General features: G+C 59.6%; 17 protein-coding genes and 1 pseudogene. 10 read left to right on the forward strand and 8 right to left on the reverse strand.

Annotation, left to right across the window (positions count from 1 at the left end):
* Positions 1-351: 351 nt before the first annotated feature.
* The gene (putP, locus tag ACIQV9_RS16000; RefSeq protein WP_010464334.1) at positions 352-1,836 is read right to left on the reverse strand and encodes a sodium/proline symporter PutP; all 1,485 of its coding nucleotides are present in this window, start codon (positions 1,834-1,836) and stop codon (positions 352-354) included.
* Positions 1,837-2,298: 462 nt separating this feature from the next.
* On the opposite strand from putP, the gene putA reads away from it, so the two are divergent.
* Positions 2,299-6,249: a trifunctional transcriptional regulator/proline dehydrogenase/L-glutamate gamma-semialdehyde dehydrogenase gene (gene putA / locus ACIQV9_RS16005; RefSeq protein ID WP_403103136.1), complete on the forward strand. Its 3,951-nt coding sequence runs from the start codon at positions 2,299-2,301 to the stop codon at positions 6,247-6,249.
* A 245-nt stretch (positions 6,250-6,494) separates the two neighbouring features.
* Positions 6,495-8,297 (forward strand): acyl-CoA dehydrogenase, encoded by a 1,803-nt coding sequence (locus ACIQV9_RS16010; protein WP_403103140.1) that lies wholly within the window; start codon positions 6,495-6,497, stop codon positions 8,295-8,297.
* A gap of 121 nt (positions 8,298-8,418) precedes the next feature.
* Here ACIQV9_RS16010 and ACIQV9_RS16015 read toward each other — a convergent pair whose 3' ends face one another.
* The 4 genes and pseudogenes from ACIQV9_RS16015 to ACIQV9_RS16030 all read right to left on the reverse strand — a co-directional run bounded on the left by ACIQV9_RS16015 (position 8,419) and on the right by ACIQV9_RS16030 (position 10,986).
* Positions 8,419-9,264: a methyl-accepting chemotaxis protein gene (locus tag ACIQV9_RS16015; protein WP_403103378.1), complete on the reverse strand. Its 846-nt coding sequence runs from the start codon at positions 9,262-9,264 to the stop codon at positions 8,419-8,421.
* Between the two features lie 18 nt (positions 9,265-9,282).
* A pseudogene (locus ACIQV9_RS16020) lies at positions 9,283-10,356 on the reverse strand (cache domain-containing protein); the annotation flags it as partial.
* A gap of 100 nt (positions 10,357-10,456) precedes the next feature.
* Positions 10,457-10,759 carry a cell division protein ZapA gene (locus ACIQV9_RS16025; protein WP_010464343.1) on the reverse strand — a complete coding sequence of 101 codons (303 nt, stop codon included), beginning with the start codon at positions 10,757-10,759 and terminating at the stop codon, positions 10,457-10,459.
* Complete coding sequence (locus ACIQV9_RS16030; RefSeq protein ID WP_094469479.1) at positions 10,756-10,986, reverse strand: hypothetical protein; 231 nt, start codon at positions 10,984-10,986, stop codon at positions 10,756-10,758. Before ACIQV9_RS16030 ends, ACIQV9_RS16025 begins: the two co-directional genes overlap by 4 nt.
* Positions 10,987-11,261: 275 nt before the next feature.
* Here ACIQV9_RS16030 and ACIQV9_RS16035 point away from each other — a divergent pair, with 275 nt between their 5' ends.
* From ACIQV9_RS16035 to selO, 4 genes are all read left to right on the forward strand, one after another.
* Positions 11,262-12,887, forward strand: a complete 1,626-nt coding sequence (locus ACIQV9_RS16035) for a methyl-accepting chemotaxis protein (protein WP_403103144.1) — start codon at positions 11,262-11,264, stop codon at positions 12,885-12,887.
* Between the two features lie 230 nt (positions 12,888-13,117).
* The gene (locus ACIQV9_RS16040; protein ID WP_403103147.1) at positions 13,118-14,860 is read left to right on the forward strand and encodes a potassium/proton antiporter; all 1,743 of its coding nucleotides are present in this window, start codon (positions 13,118-13,120) and stop codon (positions 14,858-14,860) included.
* Positions 14,861-14,894: 34 nt separating this feature from the next.
* Positions 14,895-18,245: a mechanosensitive channel MscK gene (mscK, locus tag ACIQV9_RS16045; protein ID WP_403103150.1), complete on the forward strand. Its 3,351-nt coding sequence runs from the start codon at positions 14,895-14,897 to the stop codon at positions 18,243-18,245.
* A gap of 48 nt (positions 18,246-18,293) precedes the next feature.
* Positions 18,294-19,757, forward strand: coding sequence for a protein adenylyltransferase SelO (gene selO, locus ACIQV9_RS16050; RefSeq protein WP_403103153.1), 1,464 nt, complete (start codon positions 18,294-18,296; stop codon positions 19,755-19,757).
* 6 nt (positions 19,758-19,763) lie between these two features.
* On the opposite strand, the gene ACIQV9_RS16055 is transcribed toward selO, so the two are convergent.
* Entirely contained in the window at positions 19,764-20,165 is a 402-nt protein-coding gene (locus ACIQV9_RS16055) for a type II toxin-antitoxin system HigA family antitoxin (RefSeq protein WP_403103156.1), read from the reverse strand.
* The gene (locus tag ACIQV9_RS16060) at positions 20,162-20,458 is read right to left on the reverse strand and encodes a type II toxin-antitoxin system HigB family toxin (RefSeq protein WP_403103159.1); all 297 of its coding nucleotides are present in this window, start codon (positions 20,456-20,458) and stop codon (positions 20,162-20,164) included. The genes ACIQV9_RS16055 and ACIQV9_RS16060 overlap by 4 nt, the downstream gene beginning before the upstream one ends.
* 195 nt (positions 20,459-20,653) lie before the next feature.
* Here ACIQV9_RS16060 and trxC point away from each other — a divergent pair, with 195 nt between their 5' ends.
* Positions 20,654-21,088 (forward strand): thioredoxin TrxC, encoded by a 435-nt coding sequence (trxC, locus tag ACIQV9_RS16065; RefSeq protein WP_403103161.1) that lies wholly within the window; start codon positions 20,654-20,656, stop codon positions 21,086-21,088.
* A gap of 126 nt (positions 21,089-21,214) precedes the next feature.
* Here trxC and ACIQV9_RS16070 read toward each other — a convergent pair whose 3' ends face one another.
* Positions 21,215-21,985 carry a ParA family protein gene (locus tag ACIQV9_RS16070; RefSeq protein WP_403103163.1) on the reverse strand — a complete coding sequence of 257 codons (771 nt, stop codon included), beginning with the start codon at positions 21,983-21,985 and terminating at the stop codon, positions 21,215-21,217.
* A gap of 357 nt (positions 21,986-22,342) precedes the next feature.
* Between ACIQV9_RS16070 and ACIQV9_RS16075 the strand changes: the two genes are divergently transcribed.
* From ACIQV9_RS16075 to ACIQV9_RS16085, 3 genes are read left to right on the forward strand one after another with little or no spacing between them, the layout of a single operon-like run.
* Positions 22,343-23,068, forward strand: coding sequence for a beta-ketoacyl synthase chain length factor (locus ACIQV9_RS16075; RefSeq protein WP_403103166.1), 726 nt, complete (start codon positions 22,343-22,345; stop codon positions 23,066-23,068).
* Positions 23,044-23,853, forward strand: a complete 810-nt coding sequence (locus ACIQV9_RS16080; protein ID WP_403103169.1) for a lysophospholipid acyltransferase family protein — start codon at positions 23,044-23,046, stop codon at positions 23,851-23,853. Before ACIQV9_RS16075 ends, ACIQV9_RS16080 begins: the two co-directional genes overlap by 25 nt.
* Positions 23,834-24,094 (forward strand): phosphopantetheine-binding protein, encoded by a 261-nt coding sequence (locus ACIQV9_RS16085; protein WP_403103172.1) that lies wholly within the window; start codon positions 23,834-23,836, stop codon positions 24,092-24,094. The genes ACIQV9_RS16080 and ACIQV9_RS16085 overlap by 20 nt, the downstream gene beginning before the upstream one ends.
* Positions 24,095-24,101: the final 7 nt, after the last annotated feature.

The following is a 24,101-nucleotide window of genomic DNA, read 5'->3' on the forward strand; positions in this document are numbered from 1 at the left end:
CCGATGTGTCTCTGCAGAATGAGGGCGGGCGATTCTGCATGAGCGACAAGGGGTGTTGAGGGAGGGACAGGAAAATCAGATTTGCCCTACTTTTTTAGAGATTTTTCCTTCGAAAGTTGGGATGGTTGGCTACAGACATTCCCTGCAAAAGTAGTGTGTTGCTGCTGATGGCCTCTTCGCGGGCAAGCCTCGCTCCTACAGAACACACAAATCCGTAGGAGCGAGGCTTGCCCGCGAAGAGGCCATCAAAAACACCAAACCTTTCCCCGCAAACAAAAAAACGGCCCGCCTCCAAATGGAAGCGGGCCGTTTTCATGTTCGGCGAAAGGTCAGAGCATCAGCTCTTCCCGATCACTTGTTCAGGCGGAAATCAGCCTCGGCAGCGGCGAAGCGCTGAAGCATGCCCTGAGTCGGCGCGCCCAGTTTGCTGACGATGTAGATCGCCAGGCTGGCGAAGATGAAGCCTGGGATGATTTCGTACAGGCCCAGCAGCTCGAAGTGTTTCCACACGATCACGGTGATCGCGCCGACCAGGATGCCGGCCAGTGCGCCGTTGCGGGTCATGTCTTTCCAGATCACGGAGATCAGGACAACCGGACCGAACGCAGCACCGAAACCAGCCCAGGCGTAGCTGACCAGACCCAGTACGCGGTTTTCCGGGTTAGCGGCCAACGCGATGGCGATCAGGGCAACCAGCAGCACCATGGCGCGGCCGACCCAGACCAGTTCAACCTGGGAAGCGGTTTTACGCAGGAAGGTTTTGTAGAAGTCTTCGGTCAGGGCGCTCGAGCACACCAGCAACTGGCAGCTCAGGGTGCTCATGACGGCAGCCAGAATGGCCGACAGCAGGACACCGGCAACCCAAGGGTTGAAGAGGATTTTGGCCAGTTCGATGAACACGCGCTCTGGGTTTTCGGTCACAGGACCAGCCAGTTCAGGGTGCGCCGAGAAGTACGCGATACCAAAGAAACCTACAGCGACGGTGCCGCCCAGGCACAGGATCATCCAGGCCATGGAGATGCGACGTGCTTTAGCAATCGACTTGACCGAATCCGCCGCCATGAAGCGCGCCAGGATGTGCGGCTGGCCAAAGTAGCCCAGGCCCCAGCCCATCAGCGAGATGATGCCAATGAAGGTAGTGTTTTTCAGCATGTCGAAGTTGCTTGGATCTTGCGCTTCGATGGCCAGGAACGTGGTGTCGACGCCGCCGGTGGCCAGCAGCACGATGATCGGCGTCAGCAACAGGGCGAAGATCATCAGCGTGGCTTGTACGGTGTCAGTCCAGCTCACTGCCAGGAAACCGCCGACGAAGGTGTAGGCAATCGTCGCCGCAGCACCGGCCCACAGCGCTGTCTCGTAGGACATGCCGAAGGTGCTTTCGAACAGACGGGCGCCGGCCACGATGCCGGAAGCGCAGTAAATGGTGAAGAACACCAGGATCACGACGGCAGAGATGATCCGCAGCAGACCGCTTTTGTCTTCAAAACGGCTGGAGAAGTAATCCGGCAGGGTCAATGCATCGCCGTTGTGCTCGGTCTGCACACGCAGACGGCCGGCGACGAACAGCCAGTTCAGGTAAGCACCGATGATCAGGCCGATGGCGATCCAGCTTTCGGACAGACCGGACATGTAGATGGCGCCCGGCAGGCCCATCAACAACCAGCCGCTCATGTCGGAGGCGCCGGCGGACAATGCAGTCACGACGCTGCCCAGGCTGCGACCGCCCAGAATGTAGTCAGAAAGGTTGTTGGTGGAACGATAGGCCATGAAGCCGATCAGCACCATTGCTGCGATGTAGATCACGAACGTGATCAGAGTTGGATTGCTAACGCTCATTAAGTTTCGCCCTGGCTTTGTTTTTATGTAGCGGCGGCTGGTGAACCGCGCGCAAACGACGACGTTTGACAGACGATTTCAGGTCCCACGCATTTATGACTGATGTTTCCCCAGGAAAGCCATCAGCCGGTACACCTGTCTTTTATGACCGGTTGCACCTTGGCCGCGAATGCTATTCAACAAAGCAAATAAGGTGCAACCCATTTTTCGAGAATAAGTTGCACCTAGTCGGATTTACCTGAAAAACCCCTGTTTTTGCTCCCTTTTAGGGCAGTCCTGACGGTTTACTAGAATGAAAAGCACCAAGCCGGCGCGGTACGTTCGTTCCGGAATTTATTTCCTGACGAGCTGCTTATTATTCCGACAAAAAAAGGGTTGCACCCGGTTGCACCTCAAAGGTTGCCCAGCTAATCTTGCGGCCAGCTGATGCCACGCGGTCGTGGCAAACATGAGGATAAAAATATGGCTACCACCACCCTTGGGGTCAAACTTGACGACCCGACCCGCGAGCGCCTCAAGGCGGCCGCGACCTCGATTGATCGCACGCCGCACTGGCTGATCAAGCAGGCAATTTTCAATTACCTGGAAAAACTCGAGGGTGGTGCAACCCTGACCGAGCTGAGCGGTTTGACCAAGGATTCCGACGAAGCCGTCGACGCGCCTCTGGATCACGCCCACCAGTGTTTCCTCGAGTTCGCCGAAAGCATCCTGCCGCAATCGGTGCTGCGCGCCTCGATCACCGCCGCCTACCGTCGCCCGGAACCCGAAGTGGTGCCGATGCTGATCGAACAGGCGCGTCTGCCGGCGGCGATGGCCGAAGCGACCAACAAGCTCGCCTCCTCGATTGCCGAAAAACTGCGCAATCAGAAGAGCGCCGGCGGCCGTGCCGGAATTGTCCAGGGCCTGCTGCAGGAATTTTCCCTGTCGTCCCAGGAAGGCGTAGCGCTGATGTGCCTGGCCGAAGCGCTGCTGCGCATCCCGGACAAAGGCACTCGTGACGCACTGATCCGCGACAAGATCAGCACCGGCAACTGGCACCCGCACTTGGGCAACAGCCCGTCGCTGTTCGTCAACGCCGCGACCTGGGGCTTGTTGCTGACCGGCAAACTGGTCGCCACCCATAACGAAGCGGGCCTGACTTCCTCCTTGAGCCGCATCATCGGCAAGAGCGGCGAGCCGATGATCCGCAAGGGCGTCGACATGGCCATGCGCCTGATGGGCGAGCAGTTCGTGACTGGCGAAACCATCGCCGAAGCCTTGGCCAACGCCAGCAAGTTCGAAGCCAAAGGTTTCCGCTATTCCTACGACATGCTGGGTGAAGCCGCACTCACCGAGCACGATGCCCAGAAATACCTGGCCTCGTACGAACAAGCCATCCACTCGATCGGCAAAGCGTCCCACGGTCGTGGGATTTATGAAGGCCCGGGCATTTCCATCAAGCTGTCAGCCCTGCACCCGCGTTACAGCCGCGCCCAGTACGAGCGCGTGATGGACGAGCTGTACCCGCGCCTGCTGTCGCTGACCCTGTTGGCCAAGCAATACGACATCGGCCTGAACATCGACGCCGAAGAAGCCGACCGCCTCGAGTTGTCGCTGGATCTGCTGGAGCGCCTGTGCTTCGAGCCGCAATTGACCGGCTGGAACGGCATCGGTTTCGTGATCCAGGCTTATCAAAAGCGTTGCCCGTATGTGATCGACTACGTGATCGACCTGGCTCGTCGCAGCCGTCATCGTCTGATGATCCGCCTGGTAAAAGGCGCCTACTGGGACAGCGAAATCAAGCGCGCCCAGGTCGAAGGCCTGGAAGGCTATCCGGTCTACACCCGCAAGGTGTACACCGACGTTTCCTACATCGCCTGCGCCCGCAAACTGCTCTCGGTGCCGGAAGTCATCTACCCGCAGTTCGCCACACACAACGCCCACACTCTGTCGGCCATTTACCACATCGCCGGTCAGAACTATTACCCCGGCCAGTACGAGTTCCAGTGCCTGCACGGCATGGGTGAACCGCTGTACGAACAGGTTGTAGGCAAAGTTTCCGAAGGCAAGTTGAACCGTCCGTGCCGCGTGTACGCACCGGTCGGCACTCACGAAACATTGTTGGCGTACCTGGTCCGTCGTCTGCTGGAAAACGGCGCGAACACTTCGTTCGTCAACCGTATCGCCGACCAATCCATTTCGATTCAGGAGCTGGTGGCCGATCCAGTGGCCAGCATCGAGCAGATGGCGACGCTGGAAGGCGGCTTCGGCCTGCCGCACCCGCGTATCCCGCTGCCGCGAGATCTTTATGGTGCCGAGCGCGCCAACTCCAGCGGCATCGACATGGCCAACGAACATCGTCTGGCTTCGCTGTCCTGCGCTTTGCTGGCCACCGCTCACAACCACTGGAAAGCCGCGCCGATGCTCGGTTGCGCGTCCAGCTCCGAAACGCCTGCGCCAGTACTCAACCCGTCCGATCTGCGTGACGTGGTCGGCCATGTGCAGGAAGCGACCGTCGAGGACGTCGACAACGCGATCCAGTGCGCCCTGAACGCTGCACCGATCTGGCAGGCCACCCCGCCGGCCGAACGCGCTGCGATTCTGGAACGTGCCGCTGATTTGATGGAAGGCGAGATCCAACCACTGATGGGCCTGTTGGCTCGCGAAGCCGGCAAGACCTTCGCCAACGCCATCGCCGAAGTGCGCGAAGCCGTGGACTTCCTGCGTTATTACGCAGTGCAGGCGCGCAACGATTTCACCAACGACGCCCACCGCCCATTGGGTCCGGTGGTGTGCATCAGCCCGTGGAACTTCCCCCTGGCCATCTTCAGTGGTCAAGTCGCTGCAGCATTGGCTGCCGGTAACCCGGTACTGGCCAAGCCTGCGGAACAAACCCCGCTGATCGCTGCTCAAGCCGTACGCTTGATGATCGAAGCCGGGATTCCGGAAGGCGTGCTGCAATTGCTGCCTGGCCGTGGCGAAACCGTTGGCGCCCGTCTGGTCGGTGACGATCGGGTCAAAGGCGTGATGTTCACCGGCTCCACCGAAGTCGCTCGCTTGCTGCAACGCAACGTCGCCGGTCGCCTGGATGCACAGGGTCGTCCGATCCCGCTGATCGCCGAAACCGGTGGCCAGAACGCGATGATCGTCGACTCCTCGGCACTGACCGAACAGGTTGTGATCGATGTGGTGTCGTCGGCCTTCGACAGCGCCGGTCAACGTTGCTCGGCACTGCGAGTGCTGTGCTTGCAGGAAGATTCCGCTGACCGTGTCATCGAAATGCTCAAGGGCGCCATGGCTGAATGCCGTCTCGGTAACCCGGAGCGCCTGTGCGTAGACATCGGCCCGGTGATCGACGCCGAAGCCAAGGCAAGCATCGAGAAACACATCCAGGCCATGCGCGACAAAGGTCGCAACGTGTACCAGGTCGCCATCGCCAACAGCGAAGAAGTCAAACGCGGCACCTTCGTGATGCCGACGCTGATCGAACTGGAAAGCTTCGACGAGCTGCAACGTGAGATCTTTGGTCCGGTGCTGCACGTGGTTCGCTACAAGCGCAAAGACATCGACCTGCTGATCGGTCAGATCAACGCTTCAGGTTACGGCCTGACGCTGGGTGTTCACACCCGGATCGACGAGACCATCGCCAAGGTGATCGACAACGTCAACGCCGGTAACGTCTATGTGAACCGCAACATAGTGGGTGCCGTGGTTGGCGTGCAGCCGTTCGGCGGCGAAGGCCTGTCGGGTACTGGTCCGAAGGCCGGTGGTCCGCTGTACCTGTACCGTCTGCTGTCGACGCGTCCTACCGATGCAATCGAACAATCCTTCGCTCGCGGTGACGCGGTCGTTGCACCGGACGTTCGTCTGCGTGATGCCATGAGCAAACCGCTGAACGCCCTGAAAGCCTGGGCCGACAGCAATAAGTTCAGCGACTTGAGCGCCCTGTGTGGGCAGTTCGCGGAGCAATCGCAAAGCGGCATCACCCGCGTTCTCGCAGGCCCGACCGGCGAGCGCAACAGCTACGCCATCCTGCCGCGTGAACACGTGCTGTGCCTGGCGGAAGTCGAAGGCGACCTGCTGGCTCAACTGGCGGCGGTATTGGCTGTCGGCGGTTCGGCGGTGTGGCCGGAAGCTGAATTGACCAAGGCACTGTTCGCACGTCTGCCGAAGGAGATTCAGGCGAAGATCAAACTGGTTGCCGACTGGGGCAAGGACGAAGTGGTGTTTGATGCGGTTCTGCATCATGGCCATTCCGACCAGCTGCGTGCGGTGTGCCAGCAAGTGGCCAAGCGAGCGGGTGCGATTGTCGGGGTTCATGGATTGTCGCGAGGCGAGACCAGCATTGCGCTGGAGCGTCTGGTGATTGAGCGGGCGTTGAGCGTCAACACCGCTGCGGCGGGTGGTAATGCCAGCTTGATGACGATCGGCTAACACGCTGTAAGCCAGGCAACCGCAATGGTTGCCTGGCAATCAAATCCCTTGTAGGAGTGAGCCTGCTCGCGATAACGGCCTTTCAGTCACATCCATTTTGACTGTGCCACCGCCATCGCGAGCAGGCTCACTCCTACATTTGATTAGTGTTGCCCCCACCCCTCCATCACTCCCATCAATCATCGTATCCAGCTTCTATTCCTCCGTCTTAAACTCGGTCCAACCCCAATTTCAGGTAGGCCGCCATGTCCGAGACGTTGCTCAGTTCCCGCAATCTGGCTTTCGAGCTGTACGAAGTCCTCGATGCCGAAGGTCTGACCCAGCGTGAGCGTTTCGCCGAGCACAATCGCGAGACCTTCGATGCCGCCATCGGCACCGCCCGCAGCATCGCCGAGAAATTCTTCGCCCCGCACAACCGCAAGGGCGACGAGAACGAGCCGCGCTATGAGGACGGTCAGGCGATTCTGATTCCGGAAGTGAAACCAGCGGTTGACGCCTTCCTCGAAGCCGGTTTCCTCAACGCCGCGCGCAGTTTCGACGCCGGCGGCATGCAACTTCCTACACTGTTGTCCCAGGCCTGTTTCGCGCACTTCCAGTCGGCCAACGCGGCATCGACCTCGTACCCGTTCCTGACCATGGGCGCGGCTAACCTGATTGAAAGTTTCGGCACCGATGAGCAGAAGCAACGCTTCCTGCAACCGATGATCGACGGCCGCTTCTTCGGCACCATGGCCCTGACCGAACCGCATGCCGGCTCGTCACTGTCGGATATTCGTACCCGCGCAGAGCCTGCGTCTGACGGCACGTATCGACTCAAGGGCAACAAGATTTTCATCTCCGGTGGCGATCACCCGCTGTCGGAAAACATCGTGCACATGGTGCTGGCCAAGTTGCCGGATGCACCGGCCGGGGTGAAGGGCATTTCGCTGTTTATCGTGCCCAAATTCCTGGTCAACGATGACGGTAGCCTCGGCAAGCGCAACGACGTGCTGCTGGCCGGGCTGTTCCACAAGATGGGCTGGCGCGGCACTACGTCCACCGCGCTGAACTTCGGCGATAACGGTGAGTGTGTCGGCTACCTGGTGGGCAAGCCGCACCACGGTTTGAGCTACATGTTCCAGATGATGAACGAGGCACGGATCGGTGTCGGCATGGGCGCGGTGATGCTCGGTTACGCCGGGTATCTGTATTCCCTGGAGTACGCCCGCGAGCGCCCACAAGGCCGGGTGCCAGACAGCAAAGACCCAAACACCGCACCGGTGGCGATCATTCAGCACGCCGACGTCAAGCGCATGCTGCTGACGCAGAAAGCCTACGTCGAAGGCTCGTTCGACCTTGGGTTGTACGCGGCGCGTCTGTTCGATGACACCACCACGCTGGAGACTGAAGATCAACGCAAGCAGGCTCATGAGCTGTTGGATTTGCTGACGCCGATCGTCAAATCCTGGCCGTCGGAGTTCTGCCTGAAGGCCAATGAACTGGCGATCCAGATTCTCGGCGGCCATGGCTACACCCGCGAATACCCGGTGGAGCAGTATTACCGCGACAACCGTTTGAACCCGATCCACGAAGGCACCCACGGCATTCAGTCGCTGGATTTGCTGGGCCGCAAACTGGCACAGAACGGTGGTGCGGGGCTCAAGCAGTTGATCCGCTTGATTGCCAACACCGCCGAACGGGCGCAAGCGTATGAGTCGTTGACCGCGTTGCGTGAGCCTTTGGAAAAACTGGTTTCACGTCTGCAAACGGTCACCATCGGTTTGCTGACAGATCTGGGCCAAGGCAAGGTCAATAGCAGCCTGGCGAACTCGGCGCTGTACCTGAAGGTGTTCGGGCACACGGTGATCGGCTGGCGCTGGCTGGAACAGGCGATTCGCGCAGAGGAAGGCTTGGCCAAAGGGGATGCGGCGGATGTGAGCTTCTATAAGGGCAAGCTGCAGGCGGCGCGGTATTTCCTGACATGGGAAGTGCCGGGTTGCCACCATGAGCTGGCGATTCTTGAGGCTCGGGATGATGTGTGTTTGACGATGCAGGATGAATGGTTTTGATCCCCTCACACTGATCGTTCCCACGCTCTGCGTGGGAATGCCTCCTGTGACGCTCTGCGTCACGATTGTGAAGGGACGCGAAGCGTCCCGGGCTGCATTCCCACGCGGAGCGTGGGAACGATCATTTCAACCGAAAGCTACCCATCTGCCGCGCCAAATCATCCGCCAACCGCTGCAACGTCTGACAATCCTCACGACAAGCCCTGACTTCTCCGGCGGTGGCGCGGGCCAGATCTGAAATCCCCTGCACGTTCCGATTGATCTCTTCCGTCACCGCCGACTGCTCTTCCGTCGCCGTGGCCACCTGATGGTTCATGTCGCTGATGCGCTCGACCTGTCCGGTAATCGCCGTCAACGATGCGCCGGTGCGCTGGCTCGACTCGACGCCGGTGCCCGTCGCTGCCTGCCCGGAATGCATGGATGAAACGGCATTCTCCGCGCCCTGTTTGAGGCTGCCGATCATCTGCTGGATCTCGTCAGTCGACGTCTGGGTGCGCCGCGCCAACGTGCGCACTTCATCCGCCACCACCGCAAACCCACGCCCCATGTCTCCGGCCCGTGCGGCTTCGATGGCTGCGTTCAGTGCCAGTAAATTGGTCTGCTCGGAGATCCCGCGAATCACTGCCAGCACCTGATCGATGGACGCGACTTGGTTGGCCAATTCACCCACTGCACCGGCGGCGATGCCGATTTCATCGGACATGCTTTCTATATGCCGAATCGAACCACCCACAACCTCACGCGCCTGCATCGCTTCATCGCGGGCGTTCTGCGAAGCGACGGCGGCATTACCCGCGTTCTGGGCGATTTCCTGCACGGTCAGGCCCATTTCGTGGACGGCGGTGGCGACCATGTCGGTCATTTCCTGCTGACGACCGGAGCGCTCGGCGGTGTTGTCGACCACCTTCGCCACTTGGCTGACCGCCGTGCGCAAACGCTCGCTGGTGGTCAGCACTTCGCCAATCATTTCGCGCTGACTGTCGAGGAATCGATTGAAGCCGCGCGCCAGGTCACCCAGCTCATCGGCGCGACTGGAATCTAACCGGTGGGTCAAATCTCCCCCACCGCTACCGATGTCTACCAGCGCGGCTGTTACCTGTCGGATCGGCCGCACCAACCCACGGGCCAGCAAAACCACCAGCAACAGACACACCAGCGCCACCGCCAGACCAATTCCGCTGCTCATCCACATGGCGCGACGGGCTTCGGCGTAGATCTGCGACTGTGGCACTTCGGCCACCAGGGTCCAGCCCAAATCGCGCAGGGGCAGGCTCAATGCCAGAAAATCTTCGCCATCACGAGCGAAACTGCTGCTAGCGGCGGCTTTTTGGCCCATCACAGCTTGCGCGGCCGAAGCACCGATCTGCTCAGACAATGTGCGTTTACCGCTGAACTGCGCCTCGGGGTGAACCTGGATCAAACCGTCGGAACGCACGAGATAGACCTTGCCGCGCTCACCGAAGTTGAAGTTGTGGATCAGCTCCGACAGCTCTTTCATGCTCAACCCAAGCCCGGCAACGCCCACGACTTTACCGGCCTGCTCGACCTTGAGGTCGATGAACAGCGCCAATTCTCCGGTCGCGGTGTCATTGTCGATATTGAGGGTGCGCGGCTGGTTGCTGTCGAGGAATGCGTAGAACCAGGCGTCCTTGGGATTGGAACGGCTGAGGGTCCGGTCCAGGCCTTTTTCAGTGAAGTAATGGTTTGAAGCCGTGCCGACAATCAGCGCGGTAAAGGCTTTGTGTTCGGCGCGGATGCCTTCCAGGTACTGGACGAACGCGTCTGTCTGGGCACTGTTTTCACCCCCGGCCAGCCAGTCGCGCACCATGCTGTTGCTGGCGATGTCTTTGGCGGCGGTGAGGGGTTGGACGAGGATGCGTTCGATGTCGTTGCGCATCGCTTCGATGCTCGACGGCAGTGCCTGCTCGACCAGATAGCTCTGGGCGAGACGGTTGACCACGAGGGTATAAATGCCAACCACGATCAGGATGCTGACCAGCAGGGCGGTGCCCATACTGAGGATCAACTGCCATTGAATACTGCGTCGCCAGAACTGCATGGAGCACCCCCAAAGAATAAGAGGCTGAAACACTGCAACAGCCGTGCCGATTGTATACAACACAATCGACAATCTATTCTTTGGTTGTGCGCAAAGCCGATCAGGCCTGATTGATCGTCTTGGAGATCACTTCAACCGTGGCGCTGACTTGCTCTTGGTAACGGTCGAGTTCCTGCTTGTGCTGCTTTTGCATTTCTATCTGCTGGGAGCACAGATTCATCGCAGCCAGCACCAGGAGTCGGTCACCGATCAGCGTCGGGTACTTCCTCTTGGTGTCGGCCAAGGCAGCTTTCAACATCATCGCGGCGTCCAGCAGGGTTTGCTCTTCCCCGGCCGGCGCCTTGATCGAATAGTCCTCCCCCAGGATCGAGACGACTTTTACCCCTGCGGCGCCGTGATTCATGCGCTGACCGGGCCGGCGCTGACGCGCTCAACCAGAGCCTGGATGCGGGCCGCGGTGGCGCCTTGTTTCTCTTCCTGTTCCATCAGGTTCAGCTGCAGGCTTTCGTTTTCATCCTTGGCCTGGGCCAGTTCTGCGCTCAGGGTCTGGTTGGTGGCGAGCAGGGTCTGGTTCTGTTGCACCAGGTCGCTGACCAGCTGTTCCAATTGGCTAAGGGATGCTTCCAACATTTTGATTTTCCAAGCTTTTTCAAAGGGCGCGTACGATAAAGAAAAGTCATCATGGATGCCAGGGTTATTCAGGCGCAAGGCCTTGATTTTCCTGGCGGACGACCTTCCTCGCGAGCTTTAAAGACTGTGATTGGCGGATCTGGTTCCTGCACTTCGTCGCCGGAACCCGTCTGCGACAAAAACGCGCAGGCACTCAAGACTTTAGTCGTATGACCGATAAGTCACTCATACGTCAGCTTCAGCGCCGCACGGGTGCGCTCACTTTGGTAAACAGCATGTCCCTTCGTAATATGAATATCGCACCGCGGGCGTTCCTCGGTTTCGCCCTGATTGGCGGTTTGATGCTGGTTCTGGGTGTGTTTGCCTTGAACCAGATGAGCAAGATTCGCGGCGCCGGCGAAGACATCGCGTCCATGAGCGTGCCGAGCATCAAGAGCCTGGACGAATTTACTCAACTGACCCTGCGCCTGCGAGTGCTGTCCTACCGTTTGCTGGTCAATCGGGAACCGGACGTGCAGCAGAAAACCTTTGAGCTGTTCGAACTGCGCAATCAGCAGATCCGCGACGCTCAGAAGGTCTACGAACCGTTGATCGACGGCCCGCAAGAGCGCGCCGCGTACGATCAATACGTGCAGTTACTGGGGCAATACCGCCAACTCGAAGACCGGATGAAGACGCTGTCGCGCAACAATCAGGTCGACGAACTGCGCACGATGCTCAACAGCGAACTGCTTTCCAATTCAGAGGCAGTCAACTCGGCACTCGGCAAGCTGCTTGAGATCAACACGCAACAGATTGAAGCCACCGACACCCGTGCCGGTGAGCAGTATTCGACTTCGCTCAATCTGGTGATCACCTTACTGGTCATTGCCAGCGGCCTGACCCTGCTGTTCGCCTGGCTCCTGACCAACAGCATCACCAAGCCGATCGCCAACGCCCTGAGCGCTGCCGAAGAAATCGCCGAAGGCAACCTGACTCGCCCGATCCATGTCGATGGTGAAGACGAAGCCGGCCGCTTGCTGCTGGCCATGTCGAAGATGCAGGACAAGTTGCGTGACACCCTGCAACGGATTTCGGGCTCGGCCACGCAACTGGCGTCCGCCGCTGAAGAGCTGAACAGCGTCACCGACGAAAGCGCCCGTGGCCTGACCCAGCAGAACAACGAAATCGAACAGGCCGCCACCGCCGTCAATGAAATGACCAGCGCCGTGGAAGAAGTCGCGCGCAACGCCGTGAGCACGTCCGAAGCCTCGAAAAACGCCACCACCTCGGCCGGCGACGGTCGTGACCTGGTGCAGGAAACCGTCAGCGCCATCGAACGCATGAGCGCCGATGTGCAGAGCACTGCCACCTTGATTGGCGATCTGGCCAATGAGTCCCGTGACATCGGCAAGGTGCTGGACGTGATTCGCGGCCTGGCTGACCAGACCAACCTGCTGGCGTTGAACGCCGCGATCGAAGCGGCGCGTGCCGGTGAAGCCGGGCGTGGTTTCGCGGTGGTGGCGGATGAGGTTCGTGCACTGGCACACCGCACTCAGCAGTCGACCAGCGAGATCGAACGCATGATCGGCAGCATCCAGAGCGGCACCGAACACGCGGTGGACTCGATGCGTAACAGCACCGAACGCGCTGAATCGACCTTGAACATTGCCCGCGGTGCAGGCCTTTCCCTGGACACCATCAACAGCGCCATTGTCGAGATCAACGAACGCAACCTGGTGATCGCCAGCGCGGCTGAAGAACAGGCGCAGGTCGCCCGTGAAGTGGATCGCAATCTGGTGAACATTCGTGATTTGTCGGTGCAATCGGCGACCGGGGCGAATCAGACGAGCGCGGCGAGCAATGAATTGTCGCGATTGGCGCTGGACCTGAACAATATGGTTGGGCGGTTCAGCCTTTAACCCGTACAGGATCGTTCCCACGCTCCGCGTGGGAACGCCTCAATGGACGCTCTGCGTCCGCTTTGGGACGCGGAGCGTCCCGGGCTGCATTCCCACGCGAAGCGTGGGAACGATCCCCCCCATGCTGCAAAAGCTTTTTGACAGCATCACATTTCAACAGGTTAGAATCGCTGGCACGCAGACTGCATGGTCAGTTTGTGCCCGCCTTTCAGCTTTCTGGAGTACTGCCTTTGAATGCGACGACCATCAACAGCCTGTTCTTGATCGGCGCGTTGCTGGTAGGTGCGAGCATTCTGGTGAGTTCACTTTCCTCCCGCCTCGGCATCCCGATTCTGGTGATCATCCTGGCGGTGGGCATGGCCGCCGGCGTCGACGGCGGCGGCATTATCTTTGATAACTACCCAACGGCTTATCTGGTCGGCAACCTTGCATTGGCGGTGATCCTGCTCGATGGCGGCTTGCGCACCCGGGTCTCGAGTTTCCGCGTGGCGCTTTGGCCCGCGTTGTCACTGGCCACGGTCGGAGTACTGATTACGACCGCACTGACCGGCATGGTCGCCGCCTGGCTGTTCAATCTGAACATGATTCAGGGCTTGCTGATCGGCGCCATCGTTGGCTCAACGGATGCCGCGGCGGTGTTCTCGCTGCTCGGCGGCAAAGGCCTGAACGAACGGGTCACCGCCAGCCTCGAAATCGAATCCGGCAGCAACGACCCGATGGCGGTGTTTCTCACTGTCACGCTGATCGACATGCTTGCCAGCGGCCAGACCGGCCTGCACTGGAGCCTGCTCGGGCACTTCGTGCGTGAGTTCGGCATCGGTGCCGTGATCGGCCTCGGCGGTGGCTGGGTCATGCTGCAACTGGTCAACCGGATCAACCTCGCCAACGGCCTCTACCCGATTCTGGTGATTGCCGGCGGCCTGGCCGTGTTCGCCCTGACTAACGCCCTGCACGGCAGCGGCTTCCTGGCGGTTTATCTCTGCGGCCTGGTGATCGGCAATCGTCCGGTGCGCAGCCGCCACGGCATTCTGCACATGCTCGACGGCATGGCCTGGCTGGCGCAGATCGGCATGTTCCTGGTGCTGGGGCTGCTGGTGACGCCGCATGACCTGCTGCCGATCGCCCTGCCCGCTCTGGGTCTGGCGCTGTGGATGATTCTGTTTGCACGGCCCCTGTCGGTGCTGGTCGGCCTGCTGCCGTTCAAGGCGTTCCATGGCCGCGAAAAGGCGTTTATTTCCTGGGTTGGCTTACGCGGCGCGGTCCCGATCATTCTGGCGGTGTTCCCGCTGATGGCCGGCCTGCCGAATGCCCAGCTTTACTTCAACCTCGCCTTCTTTATCGTGCTGGTGTCGCTGCTGGTGCAGGGCACAAGCCTGCCGTGGGTGGCGAAGCTTTTGAAAGTGACCGTTCCGCCGGAGCCGGCGCCGATCTCGCGCGCAGCACTCGAGGTGCATGTCACCAGCGAGTGGGAGCTGTTCGTTTATCGCCTCGGCGCCGAGAAATGGTGCATCGGTTCGCCCCTTCGCGAGCTGAAAATGCCCGAAGGCACGCGTATCGCGGCACTGTTTCGTGGCCAGCAACTGCTCCATCCGTCGGGTAGTACGGTGCTCGAAGTCGATGATTTACTGTGTGTTATCGGCCATGAACACAACCTTCCGGCCCTCGGAAAACTCTTCAGCCAGGCACCGCAACGCGGCCTCGATTTGCGCTTCTTCGGCGACTTCGTACTCGAAGGAGACGCCCAGCTGGCCGCGGTTGCGGCGCTGTACGGGTTGAAAGTCGAAGGCATCGATCCGGACATGTCCCTGGGCCATTTCATTGCCCAGAAAGTCGGCGGTGCTCCCGTCGTCGGTGACCAGGTGGAGTGGAACAACACCATCTGGACCGTTGCGGTCATGGAGGGGAACAAGATCGGCAAAGTGGGCGTCAGATTCCCCGAAGGAAGTCGCCCCGGCCCGGGCTTGTTCCTCTAAACTCCATTCTTCGTCTCGTTTTCGATCGGTCTCTATGTCAACCCTGCGCACTTTTTTCATCATGGCCCTACTGGGCTTGAGTCTTTCTGTCGGTACCTTGCAAGCGGCCGAACCGCCGACCAGCGAAGCCGTGCAGGCGAGTCTGAACAAGATCGCCGATCGCAAACTGCCGGAAGCGGATCAGAAAGCCCTGCAATCCGTCCTGCAAAGCACGCTGACCCAGCTCGGCAACCAGCGTGACTACGAACAAAAGCTGGTCGCACTCAAGCAGCAGTTGGCCACCGCGCCCAAGCAGAACATCGAGAACCAGCGTGAGCTGACCAAGCTCAAAGCCACCAGAATGCCGCCGGTGCCGCAACGCTACGCCAACCAGTCGATCCAGCAGCTCGAGCAAATGCTCACCGAGCGCTCGACCCAGCAAAGCGACTTGCAGAAGGCGCTGGCCGATGCCAACAGCCTGGTGATCACCGCACAGACTCGCCCCGAGCGCGCACAGGCCGAAATTTCCGCCAGCCAGACACGCATTCAACAGATCAACAACATCCTCAAGGCCGGCAAAGACGCCGGCAAGACCTTGAGCGGTGAACAGCGTGACCTGCTGAATGCCGAGCTCGCGGCATTGAATGCGCTGATTCCGTTGCGTCGCCAGGAACTGGCCGGTAACAACCAATTGCAGGATCTGGGTAACAGCCAGCACGACTTGCTGAGCGAAAAATCCGATCGCCTGGATCAGGAAATCCAGGAGCTGCAAACCCTGATCAACCAGAAGCGTCTGGCCCAGTCCCAGGAGACGGTGACGCAACAGTCCATCGAAGCGCAGAAGTCCGGCGGCAGCGCGCTGCTGGCCACCGAAAGTTCGGCCAACCTGAAGCTCTCGGACTACCTGCTCAAAAGCACTGACCGCCTCAATGAGGTCACTCAGCAGAACCTGCAGACCAAGCAGCAGCTGGACAACGTGACCCAAAGCGATTCGGCGCTGGACGAACAAATCAACGTACTCAAGGGCAGCCTGCTGCTGTCGAAGATTCTCTACAAGCAGAAACAGTCCCTGCCACGTCTCAAGCTCGACCGCGACCTGGCTGACCAGATCGCCGATATTCGCCTCTACCAGTTTGAAGTGAGCCAGCAGCGGGAATTGCTCAGCAACCCCGCGACCTATGTCGACAACCTGTTGTCCACCCAGCCACCGGAGCAAGTCACCCCACAGCTGCGAAAAAGTCTGCTGGAACTGGCCACCACCCGCGCAGACCTGCTGGAACGCCTGAACCGCGAACTGAGTGCGGTGCTCAACGAATCCATCACCTTGCAACTCAATCAGAAACAGCTGCTCAGCACCGCGCAAAGCCTGCGGGCGACCCTCGATGAGCAGATGTTCTGGATTCCCAGCAACAAGCCGCTGGACCTGGAATGGATGCGCGCCGTGCCGGAACGCCTGCAACGTCAGGTCACCACGCTGCCGTGGGCTTCCAGCCTGAGCGAATTGAGTGATGGCCTGATCCAGCGGCCGTTGCTGTTCCTGCCCCTGGTGTTGCTGATCGGCGCCCTGTTGTGGCGGCGTAAAAGTCTGTATGCCCGACTGAGCAAAGTTCACCAGGACATCGGCCACTTCAAGCGTGACAGCCAGTGGCACACGCCGCAGGCCATCCTGATCAATATCCTGCTGGCAATGCCGGTCTCGCTGGGCCTGGCCTTGTGCGGCCTGGCCTTGCAGATCGACGCCCGCGGGCAGAACGCCAACATGGGCGCGGCGTTGCTGCAAATGGCCCAGGCCTGGCTGGTGTTCTACACCGCTTACCGGATCCTCGCCCCCGGCGGCGTGGCTGAACTGCATTTCCGTTGGGAAAAGCCCCAGGTCGAATTCCTTCAGGGCTGGGTCCGCCGACTCGGGTTGGTGGTGATGGCATTGGTTGCCGTGGTGGCGGTGGCCGAACTGCAACCCTCGACGCTGGCTGATGACGTACTGGGCATGCCCGTGGTGCTGATCTGCTACGCCTTGATGGCCTGGCTGCTCAGCCGCCTGCTGATCAGCAGCCCGACGCACCAGAACGCTTCGCTGTTCCGCAAAGCGGTCGGGGTCATGTTCACCGTCCTGCCCGTCGCGTTATTTGTGGCGGTGTGCTTCGGCTACTACTACACCGCGCTGAAGCTCAGTGACCGGTTGATCAACACCCTTTACCTGCTGATGTTCTGGCTGGTGATCGAGGCCACTTTCGTTCGTGGTCTCAGCGTTGCGGCACGGCGCCTGGCCTACCAGCGCGCCCTGGCCAAACGCCAGGCTGCGAAAGAGGCTGGCGACGGCGAAGCAGTGATCGAAGAGCCGACGCTGGACATCGAGAAGGTCAACGAACAGTCCCTGCGCCTGATCCGTCTGGCACTGCTGGGCGGTTTCATCGCGGCGCTGTACTGGGTCTGGTCCGATTTGATCTCGGTGTTCTCGTACCTCGACAACATCACCCTTTACGAATACACCAGCGGGACCGGCGCCAACATGAGCATGGTGCCGATCAGCATCGGCGACATGCTCGGCGCGCTGATCATCATCGGTATCACCTTTGCCCTCGCGCGCAACTTGCCAGGTTTGCTGGAAGTGTTGGTGCTGTCCAAGTTGAACCTGGCGCAGGGCAGTGCTTATGCCACGACCACATTGCTGTCCTACGTGATCGCCGGCATCGGCTTCGTCTCGACCCTGTCGACCCTCGGCGTGAGCTGGGACAAGTTGCAATGGCTGGTGGCGGCGCTGTCGGTGGGCCTCGGTTTCGGGATGCAGGAGATTTTCGCCAACTTCATTTCCGGCATCATGATTCTGTTCGAGCGTCCGGTGCGGATCGGCGATACCATCACCATCGGCAACCTGTCAGGTACGGTCAGCAAGATCCGTATCCGCGCCACGACCATCACCGACTTCGACCGCAAGGACATCATTGTCCCGAACAAGACGTTCATCACTGGGCAACTGATCAACTGGTCCCTGACCGACACCATCACCCGGGTGACCCTCAAACTCGGCGTCGACTACGGTTCGGACCTGGATCTGGTGAAAGAGCTGCTGCTCAAAGCCGCGCGCGATAACCCGCGCGTCCTGAAAGACCCGGAACCCCACGTGTACTTCCTGAACTTCGGCGAAAGCACCCTCGACCACGAGTTGCGCATGCACGTGCGCGACCTCGGTGACCGTAACCCGGTACTCGACGAGGTCAACCGCTTCATCAATCGCGAGTTCAAGAAGCAGCACATCAACATCTCGTTCCGGCAGATGGAGGTTTATCTCAAGAACATCCAGGGCCAGGAATACAGAATGGTGCCCGTCGATCCGGAAGCCAAAACCATTGTGGCCAAACCCGATGGCAAACCGCTGCAAGAGCCGCCAGCCGCCACGCTCGACTAAGCGGCTTATCCCTAGCAGAATGCTCGGACATTCTGCTGGAGATGGCCCTTGAAAGCCCTCGACGAACTGACCTTCGATAATCGTTTCGCCCGCCTGGGCGATACGTTTTCCGTCCACGTGCTGCCCGAGCCGATCGAAAACCCGCGCCTGGTGGTGGCCAGCCCTGCCGCCATGGCGCTGCTCGATCTCGACCCTGCCGAGGCCGAAACCCCTGAGTTCGCCGAACTGTTCAGCGGCCATAAGCTCTGGGCCGACGCGATCCCGAGGGCGATGGTCTATTCAGGTCATCAGTTCGGTTCCTACAACCCACAGCTGGGCGATGGTCGCGGTCTGTTGTTGGGCGAGGTCTACAACGAGGCTGGCGAACACTGGGACCTGCACCTCAAAGGTGCCGGCCAGACACCCTTTTCGCGCATGGGCGATGGACGCGCAGTACTGCGCTCGTCGATCCGCGAGTTTCTCGCCTCCGAAGCGCTGAATGCCCTGAACATCCCGACCACCCGCGCCCTGTGCGTGATCGGCTCCGACACCCCGGTGTGGCGCGAGAAGCAGGAACGCGCGGCCATGGTCCTGCGCATGGCGCCAAGCCATGTGCGCTTCGGGCATTTCGAATATTTCTACTACACCAAACGCCCCGAGAAGCAGAAAGAACTCGGCGAGCACGTGCTGGCCATGCATTTCCCCGAGTACCTGGAACAACCGGAACCGTATCTGGCGATGTTCCGCGAAATCGTCGAGCGCAATGCCGAGCTGATCGCCAAATGGCAGGCCTACGGCTTCTGCCACGGCGTGATGAACACCGACAACATGTCGATCCTGGGCATCACCTTCGACTTCGGCCCGTTCGCCTTTCTTGACGACTTCGACGCCCATTTCATCTGCAATCACTCGGATGATCAGGGCCGGTATTCCTTCAGCAACCAGGTGCCGATCGGCCAGTGGAACCTCAGCGCCCTCGCTCAGGCACTGACGCCGTTCATCAGCGTCGACGCCCTGCGCGAAACCCTTGGCCTGTACTTGCCGCTGTACCAGGCCCACTACCTGGACCTGATGCGCCGCCGCCTCGGTCTCACCACGGCTGAAGACGATGACCAGAAACTGCTGGAGCACCTGCTGCAACTGATGCAGAACAGCGGCGTCGATTACACGCTGTTCTTCCGCCACCTGGGGGATGAATCACCGGAACTGGCCCTCGCCCGCTTGCGTGATGACTTCGTCGACATCAAAGGCTTCGATGCCTGGGCCGAGCTGTATGTCGCTCGGGTTGCCCTTGAAGGCGAGGTTGATCAGGAGCAGCGGCGCAAACGGATGCATGCAGTCAATCCGCTCTACATCCTGCGTAACTATCTGGCGCAAAAAGCCATCGATGCGGCAGAAAGCGGCGATTATTCAGAGGTTCGGCGACTGCATGCGGTGCTGAGTAATCCGTTTGACGAGCAAGCGGGGATGGAAAGCTACGCCGAGCGGCCGCCGGAATGGGGGAAGCATTTGGAGATCAGTTGTTCGTCGTGATGGCTATCAGATAAAAGTCTCCACCGACACATCGAAGCGCTCAGCCAGCCAGCGGATCTGCCGCAGGTTGAGCTGACGCTTGCCGCTCAGGATCTCGGACACCACCGATTGGGTGCCGACGCCGGGCAGATCGCCCTGGTTCAGACCGTGTTCGCGCATCATGTAGCCGAGCACGTCGACGCCGGCGGGCTTGGGCATTGGGTGATGCTTGTGATCCCATTCCTCAATCCAGTCACCGATGATATCCACCAGGCTCATCAGTGGATGGTACTCATCATCGCCAGTCATCGCGAGCAACTCGTCCAGCGCCTGTGCTAACAGATCATAGTCGTCTTCATTTTTTGGCTTACGCAGCACCGGCGAGACGAACTCCCAATGCTCGGCGGCCCTTTCGATAAGAATACTCATGCTCTTTCCTCCTTCCATTTTCCGCGGTCATATTCGCGGTGATCCAGCACATGCTTGATGTATAGCTTCTGAGATCGATACCTGATGTAGGCAATCAGTCGTAACTTGTTGCCACCAATATCGAAAACATGAAATTCACCCACCTTGTCGATCGCAGGAAAAAGAGCCTTCATCGCCGCAAAATCCGGCGGCTTACTTCCTTTGGCCAGTTGATACCAATGATCCAGTGCAGTAGCTGCCATTGGCCATTTGATCTTGGCTTCACGTATTAGTTTTTCGGTGATGACATGCATGCAACATCCTTATCGCATTCTGCTATGGGAAGTTAATCACAGACCAAAAATATCGCAAGTTGCGATAGCGCTGCGCAGACCAACGGTCTTGCTCAGTACGATTCAGCCTAGTTTCACCGCCAGACGCCGCACGATTGAAAATGTGAGCAGACGTCTCCACATAGAGATGATCGGCTTCTTTACAGGACCACCCTCATGACCGACCCACTCCACATCCCCTGCCCCCACTGCAACGGCCTCAACCGCATCCCCGCCGAACGCCTCAACGATCACCCAAAATGCGGCCGCTGCAAAGCCGAGGTCTTGCTGAACAAGCCGTTTGAGTTGAAGCAAGGCGATTACGCCAGTCAGATCAAGGGTGATCTGCCGTTGCTGGTGGACGTGTGGGCGGACTGGTGCGGGCCGTGCAAGTCGTTTGCGCCGGTATTCGAGCAGGCGGCGGGGCAATTGGCGGGTAAATGTCGACTGGCGAAACTGGACAGTGAGGCGAACCAGCCATTGTCGGCGCAGTTGGGGATTCGCTCGATTCCCAGTTTGATTCTGTTCAAGAACGGCCGGGAAGTAGCCCGCCAGAGCGGCGCCTTCCCCTTACCGCAGTTGATGAGCTGGTTGCGTAGCCAGGGTATCTGAACGAGATCTCGTAATCACCACGGAACTGTAGGAGCGAGGCTTGCCCGCGAAGAGGGCATAACATTCAACACTATCGTTGACTGTCAGACCGTCTTCGCGGGCAAGCCTCGCTCCTACAGAGGACTGTCAGGCGTTTTCGAGCAGGTTGTGCAGCTCGACGAATTGCTGCGTCAACTTGTGCCGTGGGTCGAGGTGGATCAGCGGGGTATTGGCCTGGTGGGATTCGCGCATGCGCACCGAGCTGGTCAAGTACACCGGCAGCACCGGCAATCCTTCGGCGATCAGCTCATCTAGAATTTGCTGCGGCAGGCTGGCACGGGCCTGGAACTGATTGACCACGATGCCCTCAACTTCCAGACCTTCGTTATGGTCGTCCTTCAATTCTTCGATTTCCGCCAAAAGGCCGTACAGCGCCTGGCGCGAGAAGCTGTCGCAGTCGAAGGGGATCAGCACCCGATCAGCGGCGATCAACGCCGATACCGCGTAGAAGTTCAACGCTGGCGGGGTATCCAGGTAGATGCGGTCGTAATCTTCCCCCAGTTCCTCGAGCAATTTGCGCAGCTTGTTGATCTTGTGTTTGGCCTCAAGCTTGGGCTGCAAGTCGGCCAACTCGGCGGTTGCGGTGATGACGTGGAGGTTTTCGAACGGCGTTTCGTAGATATCGACCTGGTTCTTCTTCGAGAACGGTCCAGAGGACAGGGTTTGCTTGAAGAAGTCGGCGATGCCCATCGGGATGTCATCCCCGGTGAGGCCCGTCAGGTACTGAGTGGAGTTGGCCTGGGCATCGAGATCCACCAACAGGGTGCGATAACCCTCGCTGGCGCTGACCGCCGCCAGATTGCAGGCAATGCTGGATTTGCCCACGCCACCTTTCTGATTGAACACCACGCGCCGCATGTGAAAAACCTCCGTGTATCAAAGAATGACCGAGTGTAGTAGGCCACGGCGCTGCTTAGCTACCTCGCCAGCATGGGGACTACACAGTCAGCGGCATTCTCTTAATAAAAAAGCCGCTAAACCCGCCATTGATCAGCGACAGAGCCGACAGACATGCTCCCCCCGATGTGGATAATGGCCAAACGACAGCTTTTCACGGACCAACCAGTACGTTTCATCGAGCAAAACGTAACCACCATTTGCTACACACCCGTCGCAACGGGATAATGCGCGCCACTCGGCGCCCAGCGCCACCTAAGGCAGTTCGCTTTTTTTTTGCGATTGGCCGCGTCAAGGAAGCCCGCAGGGGCGGGATGAATGCCTGTGATCAATTTCAACATCGCCCAATGGCGCGCGTGGGCCCCTGGGCTCGAAAGCGTGGACGATTGGCAGGCCTGGAGCCGACAACCGGTCGTGCTTCAGAGCAGCGATGCCGCCCCCGACGTGTCTTTTCTGCCAGCCATGCAGCGCCGGCGACTCAGCCGACTGGCGCGGATGGCGTTCAGCGTCGGCTGGCCCCTGGCCGACGGTCGCCAGGACCTACCGTTGGTCTTTATTTCCCGTCATGGCGAAACACCCCGCACTTTCGAAATCCTCAGCGATCTGGCCGCCGAACAACCGTTGTCGCCGACTCAATTCAGCCTGTCGGTGCACAACGCGGTCATAGGTCTGTGGTCGATCATGCGCGGTGAAACCAGCGAGATGACCGCCCTGGCCGCCGCCGGTGACGGCCTTGAACACGGCATGCTAGAGGCCGCGGCGCTACTTTCCGAAGGCGCGCCTGCCGTGCTGCTGATCGTCACAGAAGAAAAACCGCCCGAAGCCTACTCGGCCTGGATCGACGACGTGCCGTTCCCCTATGCAGTCGGTCTGTTACTGACACCAGGTACCGACTGGCAGCTGTCCCTGAACAGCACTTCGGATGCGTTGTCCAACGCCCACTGGCCCCATGCCCTGAATCTCTTGCGTACCCTGCTCGGCCAGCAGACCACCTGCCAACATGCCTGGAAAAATCGTGTATGGACCTGGCAACGCAACCTGTAACCGAAAAAAACCGCGACGCCTATTACTGGCGTCTGCTGGCCACCGCCGCAAGCTTCACCCTGTTCGGGTTGGGCGGGCTGTGCCTGCGGCTTGTGGTTTTCCCGTTGCTGAGTTGCCTGCCCGGCGATGCCCAGACCCATCGATTACGGGCACGACAAACCGTCAGTCGCTGCTTTTGGTATTTTGTCCGCTTCATGGCCCGTACCGGCGTACTGACCTACGACATCCAGGGCGCGGAAAAGCTCGGTCGCCCGGGGCAGATGATCATGGCCAATCACCCGTCGCTGATCGACGTGGTGTTCCTGATCGGTCTGGTGCGTCACGCCAACTGCGTGGTCAAGAACAGCCTTTGGGAGAATCCGTTCACCCGAGGCCCGCTACGCTGCACCGAATACATCAGCAACGACGGCAGCATGGACATGCTCGACGCCGCGGCTGACGCACTGAAAAGCGGCCAGACCCTGATCATCTTTCCCGAAGGCACCCGCACCCAGCCGGGCGAACCGCCGGCCTTTCATCGGGGGGGCGCGGCAATCGCCCTGCGTGGTGCGAAAATCCTCACCCCGGTGATCATCAAGGTCAACCCGACCACATTGACCAAGGCCGAACCCTGGTATCGCATCCCGAAACGCCGCGTGCACTTCAGTTTTCGCGTCGGGGCCGATATAGACCCACAAGCCTTTGCCGCGTGTGGCCCTGCGCCTCAGGCTTCGCGCAAGCTCAACGATTATTTGCATTCCTACTTTATTAAGGAGCTCGCCGAAGATGAGCGATCTGCACCGTGAAATCAAAACCCTGATCATCGACGCCCTGGGCCTCGAAGACATCAGCGCCGACGACATCGGCGACGACCAGACGCTGTTCGGCGAAGGCCTGGGCCTGGACTCGGTAGACGCCCTGGAACTCGGACTGGCCATCCAGAAAAAGTACGGCATCAAAATCGACGCCGATGCCAAGGACACCCGTAATCACTTCAGTAACGTGGCGAGCCTTGCGGCCTTCGTCACCGCAAAACAGGCAGCTTGAGACCGGA

The sequence above is a fragment of the Pseudomonas sp. NPDC099000 genome (assembly GCF_044759925.1).
Lineage (GTDB): Bacteria > Pseudomonadota > Gammaproteobacteria > Pseudomonadales > Pseudomonadaceae > Aquipseudomonas.

Coding starts and splice junctions, on each gene's coding strand:
- putP (WP_010464334.1), bottom strand. CDS start 1,836: ATGAGCGTTAGCAATCCAACTCTGATCACGTTCGTGATCTACATCGCA.
- putA (WP_403103136.1), top strand. CDS start 2,299: ATGGCTACCACCACCCTTGGGGTCAAACTTGACGACCCGACCCGCGAG.
- ACIQV9_RS16010 (WP_403103140.1), top strand. CDS start 6,495: ATGTCCGAGACGTTGCTCAGTTCCCGCAATCTGGCTTTCGAGCTGTAC.
- ACIQV9_RS16015 (WP_403103378.1), bottom strand. CDS start 9,264: ATGATTGGCGAAGTGCTGACCACCAGCGAGCGTTTGCGCACGGCGGTC.
- ACIQV9_RS16025 (WP_010464343.1), bottom strand. CDS start 10,759: ATGAATCACGGCGCCGCAGGGGTAAAAGTCGTCTCGATCCTGGGGGAG.
- ACIQV9_RS16030 (WP_094469479.1), bottom strand. CDS start 10,986: ATGTTGGAAGCATCCCTTAGCCAATTGGAACAGCTGGTCAGCGACCTG.
- ACIQV9_RS16035 (WP_403103144.1), top strand. CDS start 11,262: ATGTCCCTTCGTAATATGAATATCGCACCGCGGGCGTTCCTCGGTTTC.
- mscK (WP_403103150.1), top strand. CDS start 14,895: ATGTCAACCCTGCGCACTTTTTTCATCATGGCCCTACTGGGCTTGAGT.
- ACIQV9_RS16055 (WP_403103156.1), bottom strand. CDS start 20,165: ATGAGTATTCTTATCGAAAGGGCCGCCGAGCATTGGGAGTTCGTCTCG.
- ACIQV9_RS16060 (WP_403103159.1), bottom strand. CDS start 20,458: ATGCATGTCATCACCGAAAAACTAATACGTGAAGCCAAGATCAAATGG.
- trxC (WP_403103161.1), top strand. CDS start 20,654: ATGACCGACCCACTCCACATCCCCTGCCCCCACTGCAACGGCCTCAAC.
- ACIQV9_RS16070 (WP_403103163.1), bottom strand. CDS start 21,985: ATGCGGCGCGTGGTGTTCAATCAGAAAGGTGGCGTGGGCAAATCCAGC.
- ACIQV9_RS16075 (WP_403103166.1), top strand. CDS start 22,343: ATGCCTGTGATCAATTTCAACATCGCCCAATGGCGCGCGTGGGCCCCT.
- ACIQV9_RS16080 (WP_403103169.1), top strand. CDS start 23,044: ATGGACCTGGCAACGCAACCTGTAACCGAAAAAAACCGCGACGCCTAT.
- ACIQV9_RS16085 (WP_403103172.1), top strand. CDS start 23,834: ATGAGCGATCTGCACCGTGAAATCAAAACCCTGATCATCGACGCCCTG.